The sequence below is a fragment of the Mycobacterium sp. TH-M116 genome, assembly GCF_057473685.1.
In genome coordinates this window covers 1-17,656 of record NZ_JBYCLC010000390.1, presented here as the reverse complement: position 1 = coordinate 17,656, position 17,656 = coordinate 1, and the positions used below count along the sequence as shown (strand labels likewise).

The 17,656-nt window shown below is 68.4% G+C and carries 16 protein-coding genes; 6 read left to right on the top strand and 10 right to left on the bottom strand.

All coding sequences use genetic code 11. The features are described from left to right. Together AC2VOK_RS20320 and AC2VOK_RS20315 are read right to left on the bottom strand one after the other, a co-directional pair. Positions 1–2,715, bottom strand: a 2,715-nt coding sequence (locus tag AC2VOK_RS20320; RefSeq protein WP_428902054.1) for a DUF3367 domain-containing protein, incomplete at its 3' end; no start/stop codon positions are given. Positions 2,716–2,779: 64 nt separating this feature from the next. Further along, positions 2,780–2,953 carry a DUF2613 domain-containing protein gene (locus tag AC2VOK_RS20315; protein ID WP_421528912.1) on the bottom strand — a complete coding sequence of 58 codons (174 nt, stop codon included), beginning with the start codon at positions 2,951–2,953 and terminating at the stop codon, positions 2,780–2,782. A gap of 103 nt (positions 2,954–3,056) precedes the next feature. On the opposite strand from AC2VOK_RS20315, the gene AC2VOK_RS20310 reads away from it, so the two are divergent. From AC2VOK_RS20310 to AC2VOK_RS20300, 3 genes are read left to right on the top strand one after another with little or no spacing between them, the layout of a single operon-like run. Further along, positions 3,057–4,217: a glycoside hydrolase family 3 N-terminal domain-containing protein gene (locus AC2VOK_RS20310; protein ID WP_428902052.1), complete on the top strand. Its 1,161-nt coding sequence runs from the start codon at positions 3,057–3,059 to the stop codon at positions 4,215–4,217. A gap of 56 nt (positions 4,218–4,273) precedes the next feature. Then, complete coding sequence (locus AC2VOK_RS20305) at positions 4,274–4,924, top strand: TetR/AcrR family transcriptional regulator (RefSeq protein ID WP_428902051.1); 651 nt, start codon at positions 4,274–4,276, stop codon at positions 4,922–4,924. An 11-nt stretch (positions 4,925–4,935) separates the two neighbouring features. Further along, on the top strand, positions 4,936–6,153 hold the full coding sequence (locus AC2VOK_RS20300; protein WP_428902050.1) for a chloride channel protein: 1,218 nt from the start codon (positions 4,936–4,938) through the stop codon (positions 6,151–6,153). A 13-nt stretch (positions 6,154–6,166) separates the two neighbouring features. Here AC2VOK_RS20300 and AC2VOK_RS20295 read toward each other — a convergent pair whose 3' ends face one another. Both AC2VOK_RS20295 and AC2VOK_RS20290 read right to left on the bottom strand, forming a co-directional pair. Then, complete coding sequence (locus AC2VOK_RS20295) at positions 6,167–7,018, bottom strand: MaoC/PaaZ C-terminal domain-containing protein (RefSeq protein ID WP_428902049.1); 852 nt, start codon at positions 7,016–7,018, stop codon at positions 6,167–6,169. 22 nt (positions 7,019–7,040) lie between these two features. After that, the gene (locus tag AC2VOK_RS20290) at positions 7,041–8,417 is read right to left on the bottom strand and encodes a 3-oxoacyl-ACP reductase (RefSeq protein ID WP_428902048.1); all 1,377 of its coding nucleotides are present in this window, start codon (positions 8,415–8,417) and stop codon (positions 7,041–7,043) included. A gap of 166 nt (positions 8,418–8,583) precedes the next feature. Between AC2VOK_RS20290 and AC2VOK_RS20285 the strand changes: the two genes are divergently transcribed. After that, positions 8,584–9,924: an acetyl-CoA C-acetyltransferase gene (locus AC2VOK_RS20285; RefSeq protein WP_428902047.1), complete on the top strand. Its 1,341-nt coding sequence runs from the start codon at positions 8,584–8,586 to the stop codon at positions 9,922–9,924. 143 nt (positions 9,925–10,067) lie between these two features. Here AC2VOK_RS20285 and AC2VOK_RS20280 read toward each other — a convergent pair whose 3' ends face one another. Then, the gene (locus AC2VOK_RS20280; protein ID WP_428902046.1) at positions 10,068–11,903 is read right to left on the bottom strand and encodes an acyl-CoA dehydrogenase; all 1,836 of its coding nucleotides are present in this window, start codon (positions 11,901–11,903) and stop codon (positions 10,068–10,070) included. Between the two features lie 258 nt (positions 11,904–12,161). Here AC2VOK_RS20280 and AC2VOK_RS20275 point away from each other — a divergent pair, with 258 nt between their 5' ends. After that, the gene (locus AC2VOK_RS20275) at positions 12,162–12,650 is read left to right on the top strand and encodes a flavin reductase family protein (RefSeq protein ID WP_428902045.1); all 489 of its coding nucleotides are present in this window, start codon (positions 12,162–12,164) and stop codon (positions 12,648–12,650) included. Between the two features lie 2 nt (positions 12,651–12,652). Here the strand turns inward: AC2VOK_RS20275 and AC2VOK_RS20270 are convergent, their stop codons facing one another. From AC2VOK_RS20270 to AC2VOK_RS20250, 5 genes are all read right to left on the bottom strand, one after another. After that, positions 12,653–13,399, bottom strand: coding sequence for a succinate dehydrogenase/fumarate reductase iron-sulfur subunit (locus tag AC2VOK_RS20270; RefSeq protein ID WP_428902044.1), 747 nt, complete (start codon positions 13,397–13,399; stop codon positions 12,653–12,655). Further along, a complete protein-coding gene (locus AC2VOK_RS20265) occupies positions 13,400–15,331 on the bottom strand; it encodes a fumarate reductase/succinate dehydrogenase flavoprotein subunit (RefSeq protein WP_428902043.1) in 1,932 nt (643 codons plus the stop codon). 43 nt (positions 15,332–15,374) lie between these two features. Next, entirely contained in the window at positions 15,375–16,205 is an 831-nt protein-coding gene (locus AC2VOK_RS20260) for a hypothetical protein (RefSeq protein WP_428902042.1), read from the bottom strand. An 80-nt stretch (positions 16,206–16,285) separates the two neighbouring features. Next, on the bottom strand, positions 16,286–16,591 hold the full coding sequence (locus AC2VOK_RS20255) for a hypothetical protein (protein ID WP_428902041.1): 306 nt from the start codon (positions 16,589–16,591) through the stop codon (positions 16,286–16,288). 146 nt (positions 16,592–16,737) lie between these two features. After that, positions 16,738–17,190: an Hsp20/alpha crystallin family protein gene (locus tag AC2VOK_RS20250; protein ID WP_428902040.1), complete on the bottom strand. Its 453-nt coding sequence runs from the start codon at positions 17,188–17,190 to the stop codon at positions 16,738–16,740. A 281-nt stretch (positions 17,191–17,471) separates the two neighbouring features. Here AC2VOK_RS20250 and AC2VOK_RS20245 point away from each other — a divergent pair. Then, positions 17,472–17,656 (top strand): hypothetical protein (locus tag AC2VOK_RS20245; RefSeq protein WP_428902053.1); only part of this gene is annotated, 185 nt, incomplete at its 3' end.

Below are 17,656 nucleotides of genomic sequence, written 5' to 3'. Positions count from 1 at the left end.
CGCGCAGCGCACGCTGCCCGGAGCTGGGGCGCACCCCGGCCGACCGAGCAATTCTGGGCCCAGGTCCCAGCCCGCGACGGCCGCACCCGGCGGCGGTGCCGGAACCAGCGCGGTGTGCCGTAGGTCGACGGGATGAGCGAACCCCGACGCGTCGTACTGGGTGATCGACAATTCGGTGATGCCGAACTGCACGCCCGAGGACCCGCTGTCGGTGCCGGCCGCGGTGATCCGCACCCACGGGGTCTCGCCGTAGGGCAGGGCGGCGGTCAGCGGCTTGCCGGCCTCGTCGAATCGTAGAGTCGTGCTGCCGGTGGCGGTTTCGACCAGCATGCGGCGCACCTGCGCGCCGACGGCGGTCGGGCTGGGCGTCACCGTGATGACGGCGTTGGTCACCGGGTGGTCGAAGTCGACCTGCAGCCACTGCCCGATCGCCGCCTGCAGTCCGTTGGAGACCCAGGCGGTCGCCGGGTCGCCGTCGATCGCGGCGGCGGGGGAGGTGGCCGCGGCGACGTCGGGCATCGCGGTGGCGTCCGACGAGGAACTGGACACGGTGATGCGGCCGCCCGTCCAGGTGCCCAACACCGTCTCGGCGCCCGGAACCGGGTAGTCGGGCACCCGGTTGAAGGTGTTCCGGGCGTCACCGGCCGCCCGGATCGCCGAGGAGTGCTGGTCCACCCGGCCGTAGTCGGTCTCGCGGGCCACCGGGGTGTCGGTGACGGTCACCCGCGGGGTCGGCAGGCCCGCGCGCCGCGCATCCGCGGTCATCAGCACCGGACCCAGCGCCGGCTGCCCCCGCAGCCGCCGGCGCTCGTCGAGGCGCAGGAGCACCTCGGGCCCGCCGTCGACCCGGGCCAGCCCGTCGAGGTCGGCGAAATAGGGCGCACCGGGATTGCCTGCGACAGCGACGCGGTAGATCTCCACGGCGGGGTAGCGCGGCCGAAGCCCGCCGTCCGCGACGAAGCCCGCCACGGCGCCGGGGCCCACCGGCGCGCCGAACTGCGCAACCTTCGTCAGGCGCGGCGACCCTTCCACGGCGCGGTGCACCAGGATGGGGCGCGCCGCGCGCGACGTGTCCGGATCCAGGTCGTTGCGCAACACAACGTATGAAATTCCCTGGCGGGCAAGGGTATCGGCGAGGCCCGCCGACGGGCGCCCGGCGGCGAACAGTCGTTGCACCGAATCCAGCGCCCGGATGGTCTGCGGCGGGGTCAAGGGAATGGAGTCGCGAACCCCCCACGGGCTGTTGCCGAGCACCTGCAGCGGTTCGTCGTGGCTGGTGCCCCACATCTGGGTGGCGAACGGCGCCCCGGGCGCCACGAGCACGCGTCCGGGCCGGGGTGTCCCCGTATTGTGCTCGTCGAGCCAGGCGGCGGTGTCCTGCCAGTAGCGGGGGATCGCCGTGAACGTGCCCGGCGGGGTGAGGCGGCCACTCCAGGCCAGCGACGTGCTGACCAGCAACCCCGTGAACACCACGATCGCGACGGCGACCCGCTTGTCGCGTTCCGGGTGGGCGAACGCCCGCAGCCAGTCCGCCCGCGGCGCCCCGTCCGGGCCGCCACCGGGCAGGGGCACCCGGCCCAGCAACTGGGCGAGGCCCAGCACCACCGGGATCCGGACGACCGAGTCCAGCTTGTGCACGTTGCGCAACGGCGCGCCGCCGGCGTCGAGGAACGCCTGCACCTGGTGGGCCAGCGGCGATCCCAGGCCTCCGCTGTAGCCCGCGGCCATCAGCAGCACGCCGACCAGCAGCATCGTCACCAGCCGGCCTCGCACGGGCATGCCCCCGCCGTTGTTCAAGCCGGCCAGCCCGGCCAGCCCGGCCGCCGCGACCAGGCACGTGCCCAGGATGGCCGCCGACCCCGTCACCAACGGCGCGCCCGCGGTGGCGGTCGGCGCCACGAACGGGGTCCAGCTGTCGGTGCCGCGCAGGATCTCGGTCAACGACGACCACTGGGTGGTCACGCCCGAGGATTCGATGAAATCCAGGAACGGCGGGCTGACGGCGTGCAACCGGGCCAGCGCCATCACCCACCACAGCACGGCCAGGGACACCGACAGCAGCCACCAACCGGTGTAGCGCCACCACAGTCGGCCGGGTCGATGACAGGCCCACCAGATGACCGCGGGCAGGCAGCCGGCCAGCGTCGCGATCGCGTTGACCGCGCCCATCAACGCGACCGCCAGCCCGGCCTGCCCGGCGAGCGCCCGCACCGACCTGGCCGAAGCCGATCCCGCGCCGCCCCGCAGTGCCAGGATCGTCGGCAGCAGCACCCAGGGCGCCAGCATCATCGGCAGTGTTTCCGAGGAGATCGACCCGAGTGTGCTCAGCACCCGGGGCGACAGCGCGAACGCCGCCGCGGCGACCACCCGGGAGGCCGGGACGCCGACGCCCAGCGCCTCGGCGACCCGCAGCAGCCCCCAGAAACCCGCGACGAGCAGCAGCGCCCACCACAGGCGCTGGGTCACCCACCCGGGCAGGCCCAACAGGTGGCCGGCCAGGAAGAAGGTGCCGTGCGGGAACAAGTAGCCGTAGGCCTGGTTCTGCGTCTGGCCGAACGGCAGGTCGCTGTTCCACAGGGTGGTCGCGCGGGCCAGAAACCGCAGCGGGTTGGCGGTGAGGTCGAGTTTGGTGTCGGGGGAGACTTGGCCGGGGGACTGGGCGAACGTCAACGCCAGCGAGATGGCTCCGACCGCCAGCAACCACCGGCGAGACAGGGGGGCGGCCGCCGGCGACGGGACCGGCGCACCGGCCCGGGCGCAGGTGGCTGCCTGCGCCGGGCTAGCTGCGGTTGCCGTATTCGACCCGGTTGAGCACTGACGTCTGCGGATCGCCCCCGGGTAGTGGCGGTTTCTTGTCCTGCTCCACCATCAGCGTGACCCCGAAAGTCGCTGCTGCGCCCAGCAACAGACCGACCACCACGCTGGCGGCGGCAGGCGCAACGATCCGGTTCATCGGAGGCTCTCCTCGGGCTCCTCGGGACTGGCAGACTCAGCGCCAACTTAGCAGACGAGCGACCGGCGCCGGCCGGAGCGGGCAGCCGTGACACCATGTGCCGATGCCCTTCCCGCGCAACCGGGCCGTGCTGGCCACCGCAACGTTGGTCTTGGCGGGAGCGCTGGTGGCGAGCTGCGGCCACCACGCCGCGCGGCCCCCGGCCGGCTCCTCGGGCGCGGCGGCCAAGCCGGCCCCCGCTCCCGCGCCGGTCTGCGGGGACCCCACGGCCCAACTGTCGACCCGCGACAAGCTGGCGCAGCTGTTGATGGTGGGAGTGAAAAACGCCGACGACGCGCGGGCTGTCGTCAACGATTACCACGTCGGCGGCATCTTCATCGGAAGCTGGACGGATCTGTCGATTTTCCGCGGCCCCCTGGCCGACATCGCAGCGCACGCGGGTCCGCTGCCGCTGGCGGTCAGCGTCGACGAAGAGGGCGGCCGGGTGTCCCGGTTGAAGTCGCTGATCGGGTCCGCGCCCGCACCCCGGGTGCTGGCGGAGACGCAGACCGCCGACCAGGTGCGCGACCTGGCGGCCGACCGCGGCAAGAAGATGCGCGACCTCGGCATCACCGTCGACTTCGCCCCGGTGGCAGACGTCACCGACGCCCCCGACGACACCGTGATCGGCGACCGCTCGTTCGGCAGCGACCCGGCTACCGTGACCGCCTACGCCGGCGCGTATGCGCAGGGGTTGCGCGACGCCGGGCTGCTGCCGGTGCTCAAGCATTTTCCCGGGCACGGGCACGGCTCGGGCGATTCGCATTCCGGTGCGGTGGTGACGCCGCCACTGAGCGACCTGCAAGGCGACGACCTGGTGCCCTACCGAACGTTGGTGAAGGCGGCCCCGGTCGCGGTGATGATGGGGCACCTGCAGGTCCCGGGACTGACCGACGGCGCCCCGGCCAGTCTCAGCCGGCCCGCGGTGCAGTTGCTGCGTGACGGCACCGGCTACGGCGGGCCGGCGTTCAGCGGCCCGGTGTTCAGCGACGACTTGTCGAGCATGGCCGCAATCTCCGATCGGTACGGCGTGGCCGAAGCCGTCCTGCGCAGCCTGCAGGCCGGCACCGACATCGCACTCTGGGTCACCACCGCCGAGGTTCCCGCGGTGCTCGACCGGCTGGACAAGGCGGTCGTCGCCGGGGAACTGGCGATGCCGGCAGTCAACGACTCGGTGGTGCGCGTGGCGACGATGAAGGGCCGCAACCGGGCCTGCGGGCACTGAAGCCCCGGCAGGCCCGCTACTCTAATTGCAGACAGCGGGGCTGGAAGGGCGCGACGATGGCAGGTGGCACCAAGCGGCTGCCCCGCGCCGTGCGCGAGCAGCAGATGCTCGACGCCGCGGTGCAGATGTTCTCGGTCAACGGTTACCACGAGACCTCGATGGACGCCATCGCCGCGGAAGCGCAGATCTCCAAGCCGATGCTCTACCTTTACTATGGCTCCAAAGAAGACCTTTTCGGCGCCTGCCTGGACCGCGAGCTGAACCGGTTCATCGACGCCGTGCGCGCCGACATCGACTTCACTGAGAATCCCCGGGACCTGCTGCGCACCACGATCGTGTCATTCCTGCGCTACATCGACACGAACCGGGCGTCGTGGATCGTGATGTACACCCAGGCCAGCAGCTCGCAGGCGTTCGCCCACATCGTCCGTGACGGCCGCGAACAGGTCATCGAGATGGTGGCGGGACTGGTGTGCGCGGGCAGCCGCATCCCGCGGTCAGAGATCGAGTGCCAGATGATGGCGGTGGCGCTGGTGGGCGCGGGTGAGGCGATGGCCACCCGGTTGTCCACCGATGACATCGACGTCGACGAGGCGGCCGAACTGATGATCGATCTGTTCTGGCACGGTCTGCGTGGCGTCCCGGAGGATCGCGAGCCCGCGTCGGCGTTGCCCGATGTCGGCGGTCCGAGCACGCTGTCCGGGTAACCCCTACCTTCGTGCGCCGCAATCTGGACTTCTTCTGCGCGGTGATCGTCGTTGGCTTGCTCGCCGGGGTCGCCGGGTTGACGACGTCGGCGGTGCTGCGCTTCGTCGAGCACCTGACGTACCACTACACGTTCGGCACGCTGCTCGCCGGCATCAATGCCAGCGGCCCGGTGCGTCGCGTGCTCGGGCCGATGATCGGCGGTGTGCTGGCGGGGGTCGGCTGGTGGGCCCTGCGGCGCACGACGGAGGTTCCCGAGCTCGCGCAGGCCATCGCCCGCCATGACCGGGTGCCGCGGCTGGCGTGGAGCATCGACGCCCTGCTGCAGATCGTGCTGGTCGGGTCCGGGGCATCCCTGGGCCGGGAGGGCGCCCCGCGCCAGTTCGCGGCCGCCCTCGGCGATGCGGCCATCGGTTGGCTCAGGAGGCTGTCCGCGGGCGACCGGCAGATCCTGCTGGCGTGTGCGGCAGGGGCCGGGCTCGGCGCGGTCTACGCCGTTCCAGTGGCCGGTGCACTGTTCTCGGTGCGCATCATCTTGAACACGTGGCGGTTGCGGGCGGTCGGGGTGGCGCTGATCACCTCCAGCCTCGCCGTCGCGGTCGGTTCGCTGATCACCAAGGACCGCCCCGAGCTGGACTGGCCCGATCCGCGCTTGTCCCCTGTGCTGACCGGGCACGCGCTGTTGCTGGCCCCGGTGGCACTCGCAGTGGGTCTGGCATTCGAGCGGCTGATGACTGCTGCCCGGCCACGGCGCACGATGCGGACGTGGGTGCTGATCCCCGCGCTCGCGGCGGCCGGTCTGGTGATGGGCACCTGCTCGCACTGGTGGCCAGAACTGCCCGGGAACGGGAGAAGCATCCTGACCGTCAGCCTGGCCAGTGGTATGACGCTGGCCGCCGCGGCGGTGATCCTGGTCCTCAAACCACTGCTGACCGCGCTGTTCCTACGGGCCGGGGGAGCCGGCGGCATGCTGACTCCGTCGCTGGCCACCGGTGCGGCGGCCGGGTCGCTGTTGGCGTTGGTCACCAATTGGGCAGCCGGGACGCATCTGCATCTGCCGACGGTCTCGCTGGCCGGGGCCGCGGGAGTGCTCGCGGTCACCCAAGGTTCGCCGCTGTGGGCTGCGATCTTCGTCTGGGAACTCGCCGAGCCCCCGCTGTGGCTGCTCCCGGTCTTCGCGGTCACCGCGGTCGGCGCGCACATGCTCCGATCTGTGCTGCGAGTTCGCTGAGCCCGGAAACGGGTCACAGCCCGCGGACGGTGCCCGTCAGGTACGGGTATCCCTTGGCGGCGTTGCGCAGCGCCAGGTCCCAGCCCGCGCCGTTCGTGTCGCATTCCCGGACGTACAAACCGGCGGTGGCGGGCAGCACCAGCGGCTTGCCGAACCGCACCGAATAGCTCACCGCGTCTGGCAGCAACGCCTCGATGTTCGCTAAAACTGCTGCAGCGCTGAACATCCCGTGCGCGATCATCGTCGGGAACCCGAACATCCTGGCGGCGATCGGGTTGGTGTGGATCGGGTTGTGGTCGCCCGCGACGGCGGCATAGCGGCGGATCTGTGCCGGCGTGACCCGCAGCAGCGCGCTGGGCGGGCGCAACTTCGGCGGCTTGGGCGCCGGGGGTTTGGGTTCGTCCGACAGGCTCGTGCGCTGCTGGTGCAGGAAGGTCGTGACCTGGTGCCACGCCGTCTCGTTGCCGACGCTGACGTCGGTCACCAGGTCGACGAGCAAGCCCTTGCGGTGTTCGCGCAGGTTCTCCGCGCGCACACGCACACCGACCGAGTCGGTCACCGCGATGGGCCGGTACGCGGTGATGTGGTTCTCGGTATGCACCGCTCCCATCGCCGCGAAGGGAAAGTCGAAGCCGGTCACCAGCGACATCACCGCGGGGAACGTCAACGCGAAGGGGTAGGTCAGCGGCACGTGGTTGCCGTAGCGCAGTCCGGTGAGCGCCGCGTACTCGGCCACGTTGGTGTGGTCGATGGGCAACTCGTCGAGTGTGACCGTGCGGGTGGGCAGTTGGTCCGAACGGGCCACCAGAGGCAGGGCCCCGGCCGCGGCGCGCAGCATGTTCAGCATGCCGCTCGGCTGATTCATCGTGTCCTCCCGGGGGGCCTGGTCACGCGCCGAGCATGGCCTGGCCGCAGACGCGGATGACGTTGCCGGTCACCGCGTTGGAAGCCGGGCTGGCGAAGTAGGCGATCGTCTCCGCCACGTCGACCGGCTGACCGCCCTGCAGCAGCGAATTCATGCGGCGGCCCACCTCGCGGGTCGCCAGCGGGATGGCCGCGGTCATCTGAGTCTCGATGAAGCCGGGTGCGACGGCGTTGATCGTGATGCCTTTCTCGTGCAGTCCGGGTGCCAGCGCCTGGGTCAGGCCGATCATCCCGGCCTTGGTGGTGGCGTAGTTGGTCTGCCCGCGGTTGCCCGCGATGCCGGCCATCGAGGACAGACCGATCACCCGGCCGCCTTCGCCGATGCTGCCGCCCTCGACCAGTCCCTCGGTGAGCCGCAGCGGGGCCAGCAGATTGACCGCCAATACGGCGTCCCAGCGGGCGTCGTCCATGTTGGCCAGCAGCTTGTCGCGGGTGATGCCGGCGTTGTTGACCAGCACATCGGCGTGGCCGCCGTAATGGTCGCGCAGGTGCTGGGTGATCTTGCCGACGGCGTCCTCGGCGGTGACGTCGAGCGCCAGGGCGGTGCCTCCCACCCGGCTCGCGACCTCGGCCAGCGGCTCGGCGGCCGACTCCACGTCGACCGCGACGACCCGCGCGCCGTCGCGGCCGAACACCTCGGCGATGGTCGCGCCGATGCCTCGGGCGGCGCCGGTCACAATGGCAACCTTGCCGTCCAGCGGGCGGTCCCAGTCGGCCGGCGCCGTGGAGTCGGCCTCCCCGACGAAGAACACCTGGCCGTCCACGTAGGCCGACTTCGCCGACAAGATGAACCGCAGGGTCGATTCCAGGCCCGTCGCGGCTGGCTTGGCGTGCGGCGACAGGTATACCAGCGCCGCCGTGGCGCCGTGCCGCAATTCCTTGCCCAGAGAGCGCGTGAAGCCTTCCAGCGAGCGCTGCGCGATGTGTTCGTCGGTGCCGGCCGTGGTGTTGGGCAAGGCGTCGGGCGTGGTGCCGACGACCACGACCCGCGAGCAGTGACCGAGGTTGCGTAGCACCGGGGTGAAGAATTCGCGCAGCTGCCGCAGGCCGGCCGGCGACGTGATCCCGGTCGCGTCGAAGACCAGGCCGCCGAATGTGTCGGCCCAGCGGCCGCCCATGTTGTCGCCCACCAGGTCGTAGTCCTGCGCCAGTGCGGCTCGTATCGGCTCGACCAGTCTGCCGTCCCCGCCTGTCAGCAGTGATCCGGCCAGCGGTGGCTCGCCGGCTTGGTAGCGGCGCAGCGGCTCGGGCTGGGGGAGACCGAATTGTTTCGCCAGGAACGACCCCGGGCCGGAGTTGACGACCTGTGACAACAGGTCGGACGAAAGCTTGGGTGTCACTGCGCTGCCTTCCGTGTCGGTGGTTTCGGGTCCCGTAGGGTCAACCGTATCGAGGATGAACTTACTTCAGAGTAATAACAGTCGGTAGTATGGCCCTCGACTGACGAACCATCTCGACTGACGAACCATCTCGACTGACGAACCATACTGACAACTGGAGACGAACGTGGCCCCTGCACAGGCAAACAACCAGGCTGCCCCGACGAGTGCGCAGACCAGGCGACGCGTCGCGGTGCTGGGTGGCAACCGGATCCCCTTCGCCCGCTCGGACGGCGCCTACGCCGAGGCGTCCAACCAGGACATGTTCACCGCGGCGCTGGACGGGCTGGTGGACCGGTTCGGTCTGGCCGGAGAACGGCTGGGCGTGGTGGTCGGCGGCGCCGTGCTCAAACACAGCCGCGACTTCAACCTGACGCGCGAATCCGTGCTGGGTTGCGAGCTGTCGCCGTACACGCCGGCGTTCGACGTCCAACAGGCTTGTGGCACAGGCCTGCAGGCGGCGATCGCCGCGGCTGACGGCATCGCCGCAGGACGCTACGAGGTGGCCGTGGCCGGCGGGGTGGACACCACCTCCGACCCGCCGATCGGGCTGGGCGACAACCTGCGCCGCAGCCTGCTGCGCCTGCGCCGGTCCACGTCCAACGTCGAACGGCTGAAGCTGATCGGCGCGCTGCCCGCCAGCCTCGGTGTCGAGATCCCGGCCAACAGCGAGCGGCGCACCGGGATGTCGATGGGCGAGCACGCGGCCGTCACCGCCAAGCAGATGGGCATCAAACGCGTCGATCAGGACGAATTGGCCGCCGCCAGCCATCGCAACATGGCCGCCGCCTACGACCGGGGCTTCTTCGACGACCTGGTCACGCCGTTTCTGGGGCTTTACCGCGACGACAACCTGCGTCCGGACTCCAGCGCGGAAAAGTTGGCCACCTTGAAGCCGGTTTTCGGGGTCAAGGCCGGTGACGCGACGATGACGGCCGGCAACTCGACACCGCTGACCGACGGGGCGTCGGTGGCACTGCTGGCTTCCGAGGACTGGGCGAACGGGCATGCCCGGGTGCCGCTGGCTTACTTGCTGGACGTGGAGACCGCCGCGGTGGACTACGTCAACGGACGTGACGGCCTGCTCATGGCGCCGACCTACGCGGTGCCGCGACTGCTGGCGAGAAACGGACTGGGATTGCAGGATTTTGACTTCTACGAGATCCACGAGGCGTTCGCGTCAGTGGTGCTGGCGCACCTGCAGGCGTGGGAATCGCAGGAGTACTGCAAGCAGCGGCTGGGTCTGGACGCAGCGCTGGGTTCGATAGACCGGTCCAAGCTCAACGTCAACGGTTCGTCACTGGCCGCCGGCCACCCTTTCGCGGCCACGGGTGGCCGCATCCTCGCCCAGGCGGCCAAGCAGGTCGCCGAGAAGAAAGCGGAGCGAAAAGGCAGCGGGACCGTCCGGGCGCTGATCTCGATCTGCGCTGCCGGCGGCCAGGGCGTTGCGGCGATCCTCGCCGCATGACGGCACCCGAACAGCGGCGATGACACGAGTCACATCCGGTTAGCGGTCCCGAAGCTGGGTATCCATCGGTCTGGGAAGCCCCGTGTTGTCGTCCACCCCCCCGGCCCGACGGCAATACGGGGCAACCCTTGATCGATCGCCCGTCAGAAGGCGGCTTCGTCGAGTTCCATGATGTCGTTGTCGAGCGTCTCGATCACCTCGCGGGTGGCGCCCAGCATCGGCAGGAAGTTCTTCGCGAAAAACGACGCAACCGCAACCTTGCCCTCGTAGAACGCGCGGTCGTCGCCGTCGGCGCCGGCGTCGAGCGCCTGCACGGCCACCGCGGCCTGACGCTGCAGCAGCCAGCCGATGACGAGGTCGCCGACGCTCATCAGGAAGCGCACCGATCCCAGGCCGACCTTGTACAGGCTGCTGACGTCTTCCTGGGCGGCCATGAGGTAGCCGGTCAGCGCACTCGCCATCGCCTCGACGTCGGCCAGCGCCTTGGCCAACAGCTTGCGCTCGGCCTTCAGGCGGCCGTTGCCGGACTCGCTGTCCACGAACTCGCGGATCTGGCCGGACACGTGGGCCAGGGCCACACCCTTGTCGCGGACGATCTTGCGGAAGAAGAAGTCCTGCGCCTGGATGGCGGTGGTGCCCTCGTACAGCGAGTCGATCTTGGCGTCCCGGATGTATTGCTCGATCGGGTAATCCTGGAGGAAGCCGGACCCGCCCAGTGTCTGCAGGCTCTCGGTCAGCTTGGCATAGGCCTGTTCGGAGCCCACGCCCTTGACCACCGGCAGCATCAGGTCGTTGACCTTGACGGCCAGGTCGGCGTCGACGCCGTGCACGGCTTCGGCGACCGCCGCGTCCTGATAGGTCGCAGTGAAGAGATAGAGCGCGCGCAGGCCCTCGGCATAGGCCTTCTGCGTCATCAGCGACCGGCGCACGTCGGGATGATGGGTGATGGTCACCCGCGGTGCCGTCTTGTCGGTCATCTGTGTCATGTCGGCGCCCTGCACGCGGGACTTGGCGTACTCCAGCGCGTTCAGGTAGCCGGTCGACAGGGTTGCGATGGCCTTGGTGCCGACCATCATCCGGGCCATCTCGATGACCTCGAACATCTGCGCGATGCCGTTGTGGACCTCGCCGACCAGCCAGCCCTTGGCGGGCACGTCGTGCTGGCCGAAAGACAGCTCACAGGTCGCCGAGACCTTCAGGCCCATCTTGTGCTCGACGTTGGTCACGAACACGCCGTTGCGCTCTCCGGGTTCGCCCGTCTCGAAGTCGAACAGGAACTTGGGGACCATGAACAGAGACAGGCCCTTGGTGCCGGGACCGGCGTCCTCCGGGCGGGCGAGCACCAGGTGGACGATGTTCTCGAACAGGTCATCGGAGTCGGCGGAGGTGATGAACCGCTTCACGCCCTCGATGTGCCAAGACCCGTCGTCCTGTTTGACGGCCTTGGTCCGGCCGGCGCCCACGTCCGAACCGGCGTCCGGCTCGGTGAGCACCATGGTCGCACCCCAGCCGCGCTCGGCGCACAGCACCGACCACTTCTTCTGCTCCTCGGTCCCCAGGTGGTAGATGACGTTGGCGAATCCAGCACCGCCGCCGTACATCCACACCGCCGGGTTGGCGCCCAGGACGTGCTCGTGCAGCGCCCAGACCAGCGCCTTGGGCATCGGCATACCGCCGAGGGCCTCGTCGATGCCGGCCTTGTCCCAGCCGGCCTCCAGCAGGGCGCGGACGGACTGCTTGAAGGATTCCGGCAGCGTGACGGAGTGGGTATTGGGGTCGAAGACGGGTGGGTTGCGGTCCCCCTCGATGAAGGACGCGGCGACCGGACCCTCGGCCAGCCGGCTGATCTCGGTCAACATGTCGCGGGCGGTGTCGCTGTCCAGGTCGCCGTATTCGCCCGCCGCCAAAGCCTTGTCAACGCCCAGCACCTCGAACAGGTTGAACACCTGGTCGCGGACGTTGCTCTTGTAGTGGCCCACTACGGTCCTCCTCGTTGAGAATGCCACACAGTCGGTTGGGTACCAGATCTAAGTTACCCACCAGTAACACTGCTAAAATATCTCCGCCGGACGGTTCCACGCAAGTCCATGTGAGCTAAATTTCATAATCTAATTAACCAACCGGTTGGGCTGGCGCGATGTGTGGCCCGTGAGGCTGACTGCCACGCCGGCCGTCGATCGCCTGCCGCTCTAGTAGGCTCGGCCGGGATATCGTCCATCGATCACGAGCGAAGTCCGATGAACTCGAACAACAAGCTGAGCGCGTCCACGCTTCGCGAGGCGTTCGGCCAGTTTCCCTCCGGAGTGGTCGCCATTGCCGCTCAGGTCGACGGCAACCGCGTGGGCCTGGCGGCCAGCACCTTCGTGCCGGTGTCTCTGGAGCCGCCGCTGGTCTCTTTCTGCGTGCAGAACACCTCGACCACGTGGCCCAAACTCAAGGCCGCGCCCATGCTGGGCATCAGCGTGCTGGGCGAGTCCCACGACGCGGCCGCGCGCACCCTGGCGGCCAAGACCGGTGACAGGTTCGCCGGCCTGGAAACGGTGTCCAACGACTCCGGCGCGGTCTTCGTCAAGGGCACCGGCCTGTGGCTGGAAAGCGCGGTCGAGCAGCTGATTCCGGCCGGCGACCACACCATCGTCGTGTTGCGGGTCAACGAGGTGACCGTGGACGACGGGGTGGTGCCCATCGTGTTCCACCGCAGCGGGTTCCGGCGGCTCGGCGCCTAGTCTCAGCGGCGGAACAGCTTGTTGCCCAGCCAGACGATCGGGTCGTATTTGCGGTCGGCGACGCGCTCTTTCATCGGGATCAGCGCGTTGTCGGTGATCTTGATGTTCTCCGGGCACACCTCGGTGCAGCATTTGGTGATGTTGCAGAAACCGAGGCCGTGCTCCTCCTGGGCGTCGTCGCGCCGGTCACGCGTGTCCAGCGGATGCATCTCCAGTTCGGCGATGCGCATCAGGAATCGCGGCCCGGCGAAGGACTTCTTGTTCTCCTCGTGGTCACGGATCACGTGGCAGACGTTCTGGCACAGGAAGCACTCGATGCACTTGCGGAATTCCTGCGAGCGCTGCACGTCGGCCTGCGCCATCCGGTACTCGCCGGGCTGCAGGTCCTTCGGCGGCGCGAAAGACGGTATCTCGCGGGCCTTCTCGTAGTTGAACGAGACGTCGGTGACCAGGTCACGGATGACCGGGAACGTTCGCAGCGGCGTGACGGTGACGGTCTCGTCCTCGGCGAACGTCGACATCCGGGTCATGCACATCAGCCGGGGCTTGCCGTTGATCTCGGCCGAGCAGGAGCCGCACTTACCCGCCTTGCAGTTCCAGCGCACCGCGAGGTCGGGTGTCTGGGTCTGCTGCAGGCGGTGGATGATGTCGAGCACCACCTCTCCCTCGTTGACCTCGACCGTGAAGTCCTGCAGCGCTCCGCCGGCGTCGTCGCCACGCCACACCCGCAGGGTCGCGTTGTAGGTCATTTACCTCTCCGTCCTTGAGGCCCGTCCCGGATGCCCGGCCAGTTCGTCGTCGGTGAAATACTTCTCCAGCTCGGAGATCTCGAACAGCTCCATCAGATCGGCCCGCATCGGTACCTGGTCCTCATGGGTCACCGTGACGTCGGGGATCACGGGGTCAGAGTTCGCCGCCGCGCGGCACACCAGCAACACCTTGCGCCAGGACGGGTCCATCGCCGGGTGGTCGTCGCGGGTGTGCCCGCCGCGGCTCTCGGTGCGCTCCAGCGCGGCCTTGGCCACGCATTCGCTGACCAGCAGCATGTTGCGCAGGTCGATGGCCAGGTTCCAGCCGGGGTTGTACTCCCGCCCCCCCTCGACGCGTATGTTGCCGAACCGCTCGCGGAGCTCGCCGAGCCGCTCCAAGGCCTGGGAGATCTCGTCCGCCTTGCGGATGATGCCGACGAGGTCGTTCATCGACTGCTGCAGCTCCAGCTGCAGGGTGTAGGGATTCTCTGCCGCCGCCTTGTCGGCAGGTCCATCGAAGGGGGCCAGCGCCCGCTTTGCCGCGGCGTCGAGGGTCTGATCGCCGATCGCCGGACGGCTGCTGAGCGCGCGCACGTAGTCGGCCGCACCCAGGCCCGCCCGCCGGCCGAAGACCAGAAGGTCCGACAGCGAGTTGCCGCCCAGCCGGTTGGAGCCGTGCATGCCGCCCGAGCACTCGCCGGCGGCGAAAAGTCCGGGCACGGTTGCCGCGCCCGTGTCGGCGTCGACCTCGATCCCGCCCATCACGTAGTGACAGGTAGGCCCGACCTCCATCGGCTCCTTGGTGATGTCGACGCCGGCCAGCTCCATGAACTGGTGGTACATCGACGGCAGTCGCCGCTTGATCTGCTCGGGCGTCAGTCGGGAGGCGATGTCCAGGTAGACGCCGCCGTGCGGGCTACCGCACCCGGCCTTGACCTCAGAATTGATAGCCCGCGCCACTTCGTCGCGGGGCAGCAGGTCCGGGGTGCGACGGGCCGAGTCGTTGTCCTTGAGCCACTGGTCCGCCTCTTGCTCGCTCTCGGCGTACTGGCCTTTGAAGACCGGTGGGATGTAGTCGAACATGAACCGTTTGCCTTGCGAGTTCTTCAGCACGCCGCCGTCGCCACGGACGCCTTCGGTGACCAGGATGCCCTTGACGCTCGGCGGCCACACCATGCCCGTCGGATGGAACTGGATGAATTCCATGTTGATCAGCGAGGCACCCGCCCGCAGCGCCAGCGCGTGCCCGTCGCCGGTGTACTCCCAGGAGTTCGACGTGACCTTGAACGACTTGCCGATCCCGCCGGTGGCCATGACGATCGCGGGGGCCTCGAACGCGATGAAGCGGCCGCTCTCGCGCCAGTAGCCGAACGCGCCGGCGATCCGGTCGCCGTCTTTGAGGAGCTCGGTGATCGTGCATTCGGCGAAGACCTTGATCCGCGCCTCGTAGTCGCCGAGCTCTGCGTAGTCGTCCTGCTGCAGCGAGACGATCTTCTGCTGCATGGTCCGGATCAGTTCCAGCCCGGTGCGGTCACCGACGTGCGCCAGCCGCGGGTAGGTGTGTCCACCGAAGTTTCGCTGGCTGATCTTACCGTCTTTGGTGCGGTCGAAGAGCGCGCCGAAGGTCTCCAGCTCCCAGACGCGGTCCGGTGCCTCCTTGGCGTGCAGTTCGGCCATCCGCCAGTTGTTGAGGAACTTTCCGCCGCGCATGGTGTCGCCGAAGTGAGTCTGCCAGTTGTCTTTTGGATTGGCGTTACCCATCGAAGCGGCGCAGCCGCCCTCGGCCATCACGGTGTGGGCTTTGCCGAACAGGGACTTGCACACCACTGCGACCCGCAAGCCGCGTTCGCGCGCTTCGATGACCGCCCGCAACCCGGAGCCGCCGGCACCGATGACGACGACGTCGTAGGAGTGCCGTTCGACCTCAATCATGGAACCTCACTCAGCCTTTTCTAGGTATTCCTGAAATGGCTTCTCAGCCAACGAATCTCAGGTCGGAGATGACGCCGCTGGCGACCAGCGCGATGTAGAAATCGGTGAACATCAGGGTGCCCAGCGTGATCCAGGCGAACTGCTTGTGCCGGGTGTTGATGTTGCTGACCTTGGTCCAGATCCAGTACCGCACAGGGTGCTTGGAGAAGTGCTTGAGCCGCCCGCCCGTCACGTGCCGGCACGAATGGCACGACAGCGTGTAGGTCCACAGCATGATGACGTTGCCGACGAGGATCAGGTTCCCCAGACCCACGCCGAACCCGCCAGGTCCGTCCTCGGAGTGGAAGGCGACGATCGCGTCGTAGGTGTTGATCACCGAGATGAGCGCGGCGACGTAGAAGAAGTACCGATGACTGTTCTGGATGATCAGCGGGAACCTGGTCTCGCCGGTGTAGTGGACGCGGGGCTCGGCTACCGCGCATGCGCTGGGTGACTGCCACACCGTCCGGTAGTAGGCGCCACGGTAGTAGTAGCACGTCAGCCGGAACAGCAGCAGGAACGGCAGTGTCAGCGCAGCGTACGGCAGCCACCAGACGTCAGGCAGGAGCTGCGGCCAGAACTCGCTGGCCTGTTTCGCGCAGCCGGTGCTGACGCACGGCGAGTAAAACGGCGTCAGGTAGTGGTACTTGGGGACGAAATAGCTATCCTGCTGGAACGCGCGCACCGTCGCATAGATGAGAAAGGCGGCAAAGCCCAGGTCGATCCGCAGCGGCGACATCCACCACCGGTCGGAGCGCAGAGTCCGTTGCGCGATTCGGGCGCGCGCGGGTGAAAAGACACCTGACGCAGGACGGTTGGCCGTGGGTGCGCTCATCTAGTGTTCCTCTTCGAACGGGCTGTTGGTCGAAGGGTACACAGAGAGCAGCCCCTGGTTCGCGGGGGGTTTGGGTTCAGTCAGTCCCTGCTGTGACCGCCGACACCCTCGTGGTCGACATCGCGCCAGAATTCGCTGTCGTACTCGGTGTCGGGGATGGCGATCTTTTCGCCGGACTGCTGCACCGCGGCCCGCGCCAAGTCCAGTTCGGACACGTCAGCGTCGAGCAGATCGACGTCGGTCAGGATTCGCTCGGCGTCGATGACGACGCGGCGCATCGCCAGGTTGTTGCCGTACTGCGCCTTGAGCGAGCCCACACAGCGCCGCAAACCGCCGATGAGGTCGTGCAGTTCGTCAAGCTCCGTGGTACCGGCCGTGCTCGTCAACGAATCTCCTCGCAGGGTGGTGTTGAGGATCACAGTACGCCTCGATACTAGCCACGACACAGCACTCGCCACGACACAGCACCAGCCACGACACACCGCGGCGAATCCGGCGGAGCCGCTCGGGCACCGCCGGATTCACCCGGGGGCTACTTTGCGATCGCGATGCGCTGCGGCACGGTTCCGGCATGGACGCCGGCGACCCGGACCGTCAACACTCCGGAATCGTACGACGCGGAGACGGCCTCGCTCGTGACATGGGCAGGCAGCTCGAACGTCCGGCGAAACGAGCCGTAGCGAATTTCACGCAACGTGCGGCCCTCTTGCTCGTCCGCGCGCTCGTCGCGGTGTTCGCCGTGGATCACCAGGCGGCCGCGCTCGACCTCGACGTTGACGTCTTTCTCGACGTCGACGCCGGGCAGCTCGACGCGTACCACCGCGTCGTCACCGTCCCTGACGATCTCGGCGGCCGGCCGGAAACCGCTACCGGTCTGCTGGTTCGCCGGTTTGTACCAGTCTGTCGCCGCGGCGGGGCCGAAGAAATCGCGGAACCACCGGTCGGTGTCCCAGGCCGGCCGCGACCACAATGCGAGGTTGCTCATGGGCTTCTCCTTACGCTTCCTTGTGAGTTGGCTGTGACCGACGCTCGAACGGTCGGCTACCCCGATAAACGTGAGCCGACCACGCTTAATTTCCACCTGGGAGTTCGCCGGGAGCGAACGGTCTCGCCGGGACCGCGTTTTCGCGTGAGCACTCCGTCATCTACGTGTAACACCAAGGGAAGGGTCCTCGATCAACTGGCGGTATGCTCAAATCCGTGACCGCCGAGGGGATTTCGCATGAAAACTGTGCGATCCGTCACATTGTCGTGGTGGGCCACGGCATGGTGGGCCATCGATTTGTCGAGGCGCTCCGCGCCCGCGATCGCGAAGGCGCGTGGCGCGTGACAGTGTTCGCCGAGGAGCCCGACGCGGCCTATGACCGCGTCGGGCTGACCTCCTACACCGAGGGCTGGGACCGCAGCCTGTTGGCCCTGCCCGGCAACGACTACGCCGCAGACGAGCGGGT

Excerpts from the sequence above, each read along its gene's own strand:
- AC2VOK_RS20315 (WP_421528912.1), bottom strand. The coding sequence starts at position 2,953 with ATGAACCGGATCGTTGCGCCTGCCGCCGCCAGCGTGGTGGTCGGTCTG.
- AC2VOK_RS20310 (WP_428902052.1), top strand. The coding sequence starts at position 3,057 with ATGCCCTTCCCGCGCAACCGGGCCGTGCTGGCCACCGCAACGTTGGTC.
- AC2VOK_RS20305 (WP_428902051.1), top strand. The coding sequence starts at position 4,274 with ATGGCAGGTGGCACCAAGCGGCTGCCCCGCGCCGTGCGCGAGCAGCAG.
- AC2VOK_RS20295 (WP_428902049.1), bottom strand. The coding sequence starts at position 7,018 with ATGAATCAGCCGAGCGGCATGCTGAACATGCTGCGCGCCGCGGCCGGG.
- AC2VOK_RS20275 (WP_428902045.1), top strand. The coding sequence starts at position 12,162 with ATGAACTCGAACAACAAGCTGAGCGCGTCCACGCTTCGCGAGGCGTTC.
- AC2VOK_RS20270 (WP_428902044.1), bottom strand. The coding sequence starts at position 13,399 with ATGACCTACAACGCGACCCTGCGGGTGTGGCGTGGCGACGACGCCGGC.
- AC2VOK_RS20265 (WP_428902043.1), bottom strand. The coding sequence starts at position 15,331 with ATGATTGAGGTCGAACGGCACTCCTACGACGTCGTCGTCATCGGTGCC.
- AC2VOK_RS20260 (WP_428902042.1), bottom strand. The coding sequence starts at position 16,205 with ATGAGCGCACCCACGGCCAACCGTCCTGCGTCAGGTGTCTTTTCACCC.
- AC2VOK_RS20250 (WP_428902040.1), bottom strand. The coding sequence starts at position 17,190 with ATGAGCAACCTCGCATTGTGGTCGCGGCCGGCCTGGGACACCGACCGG.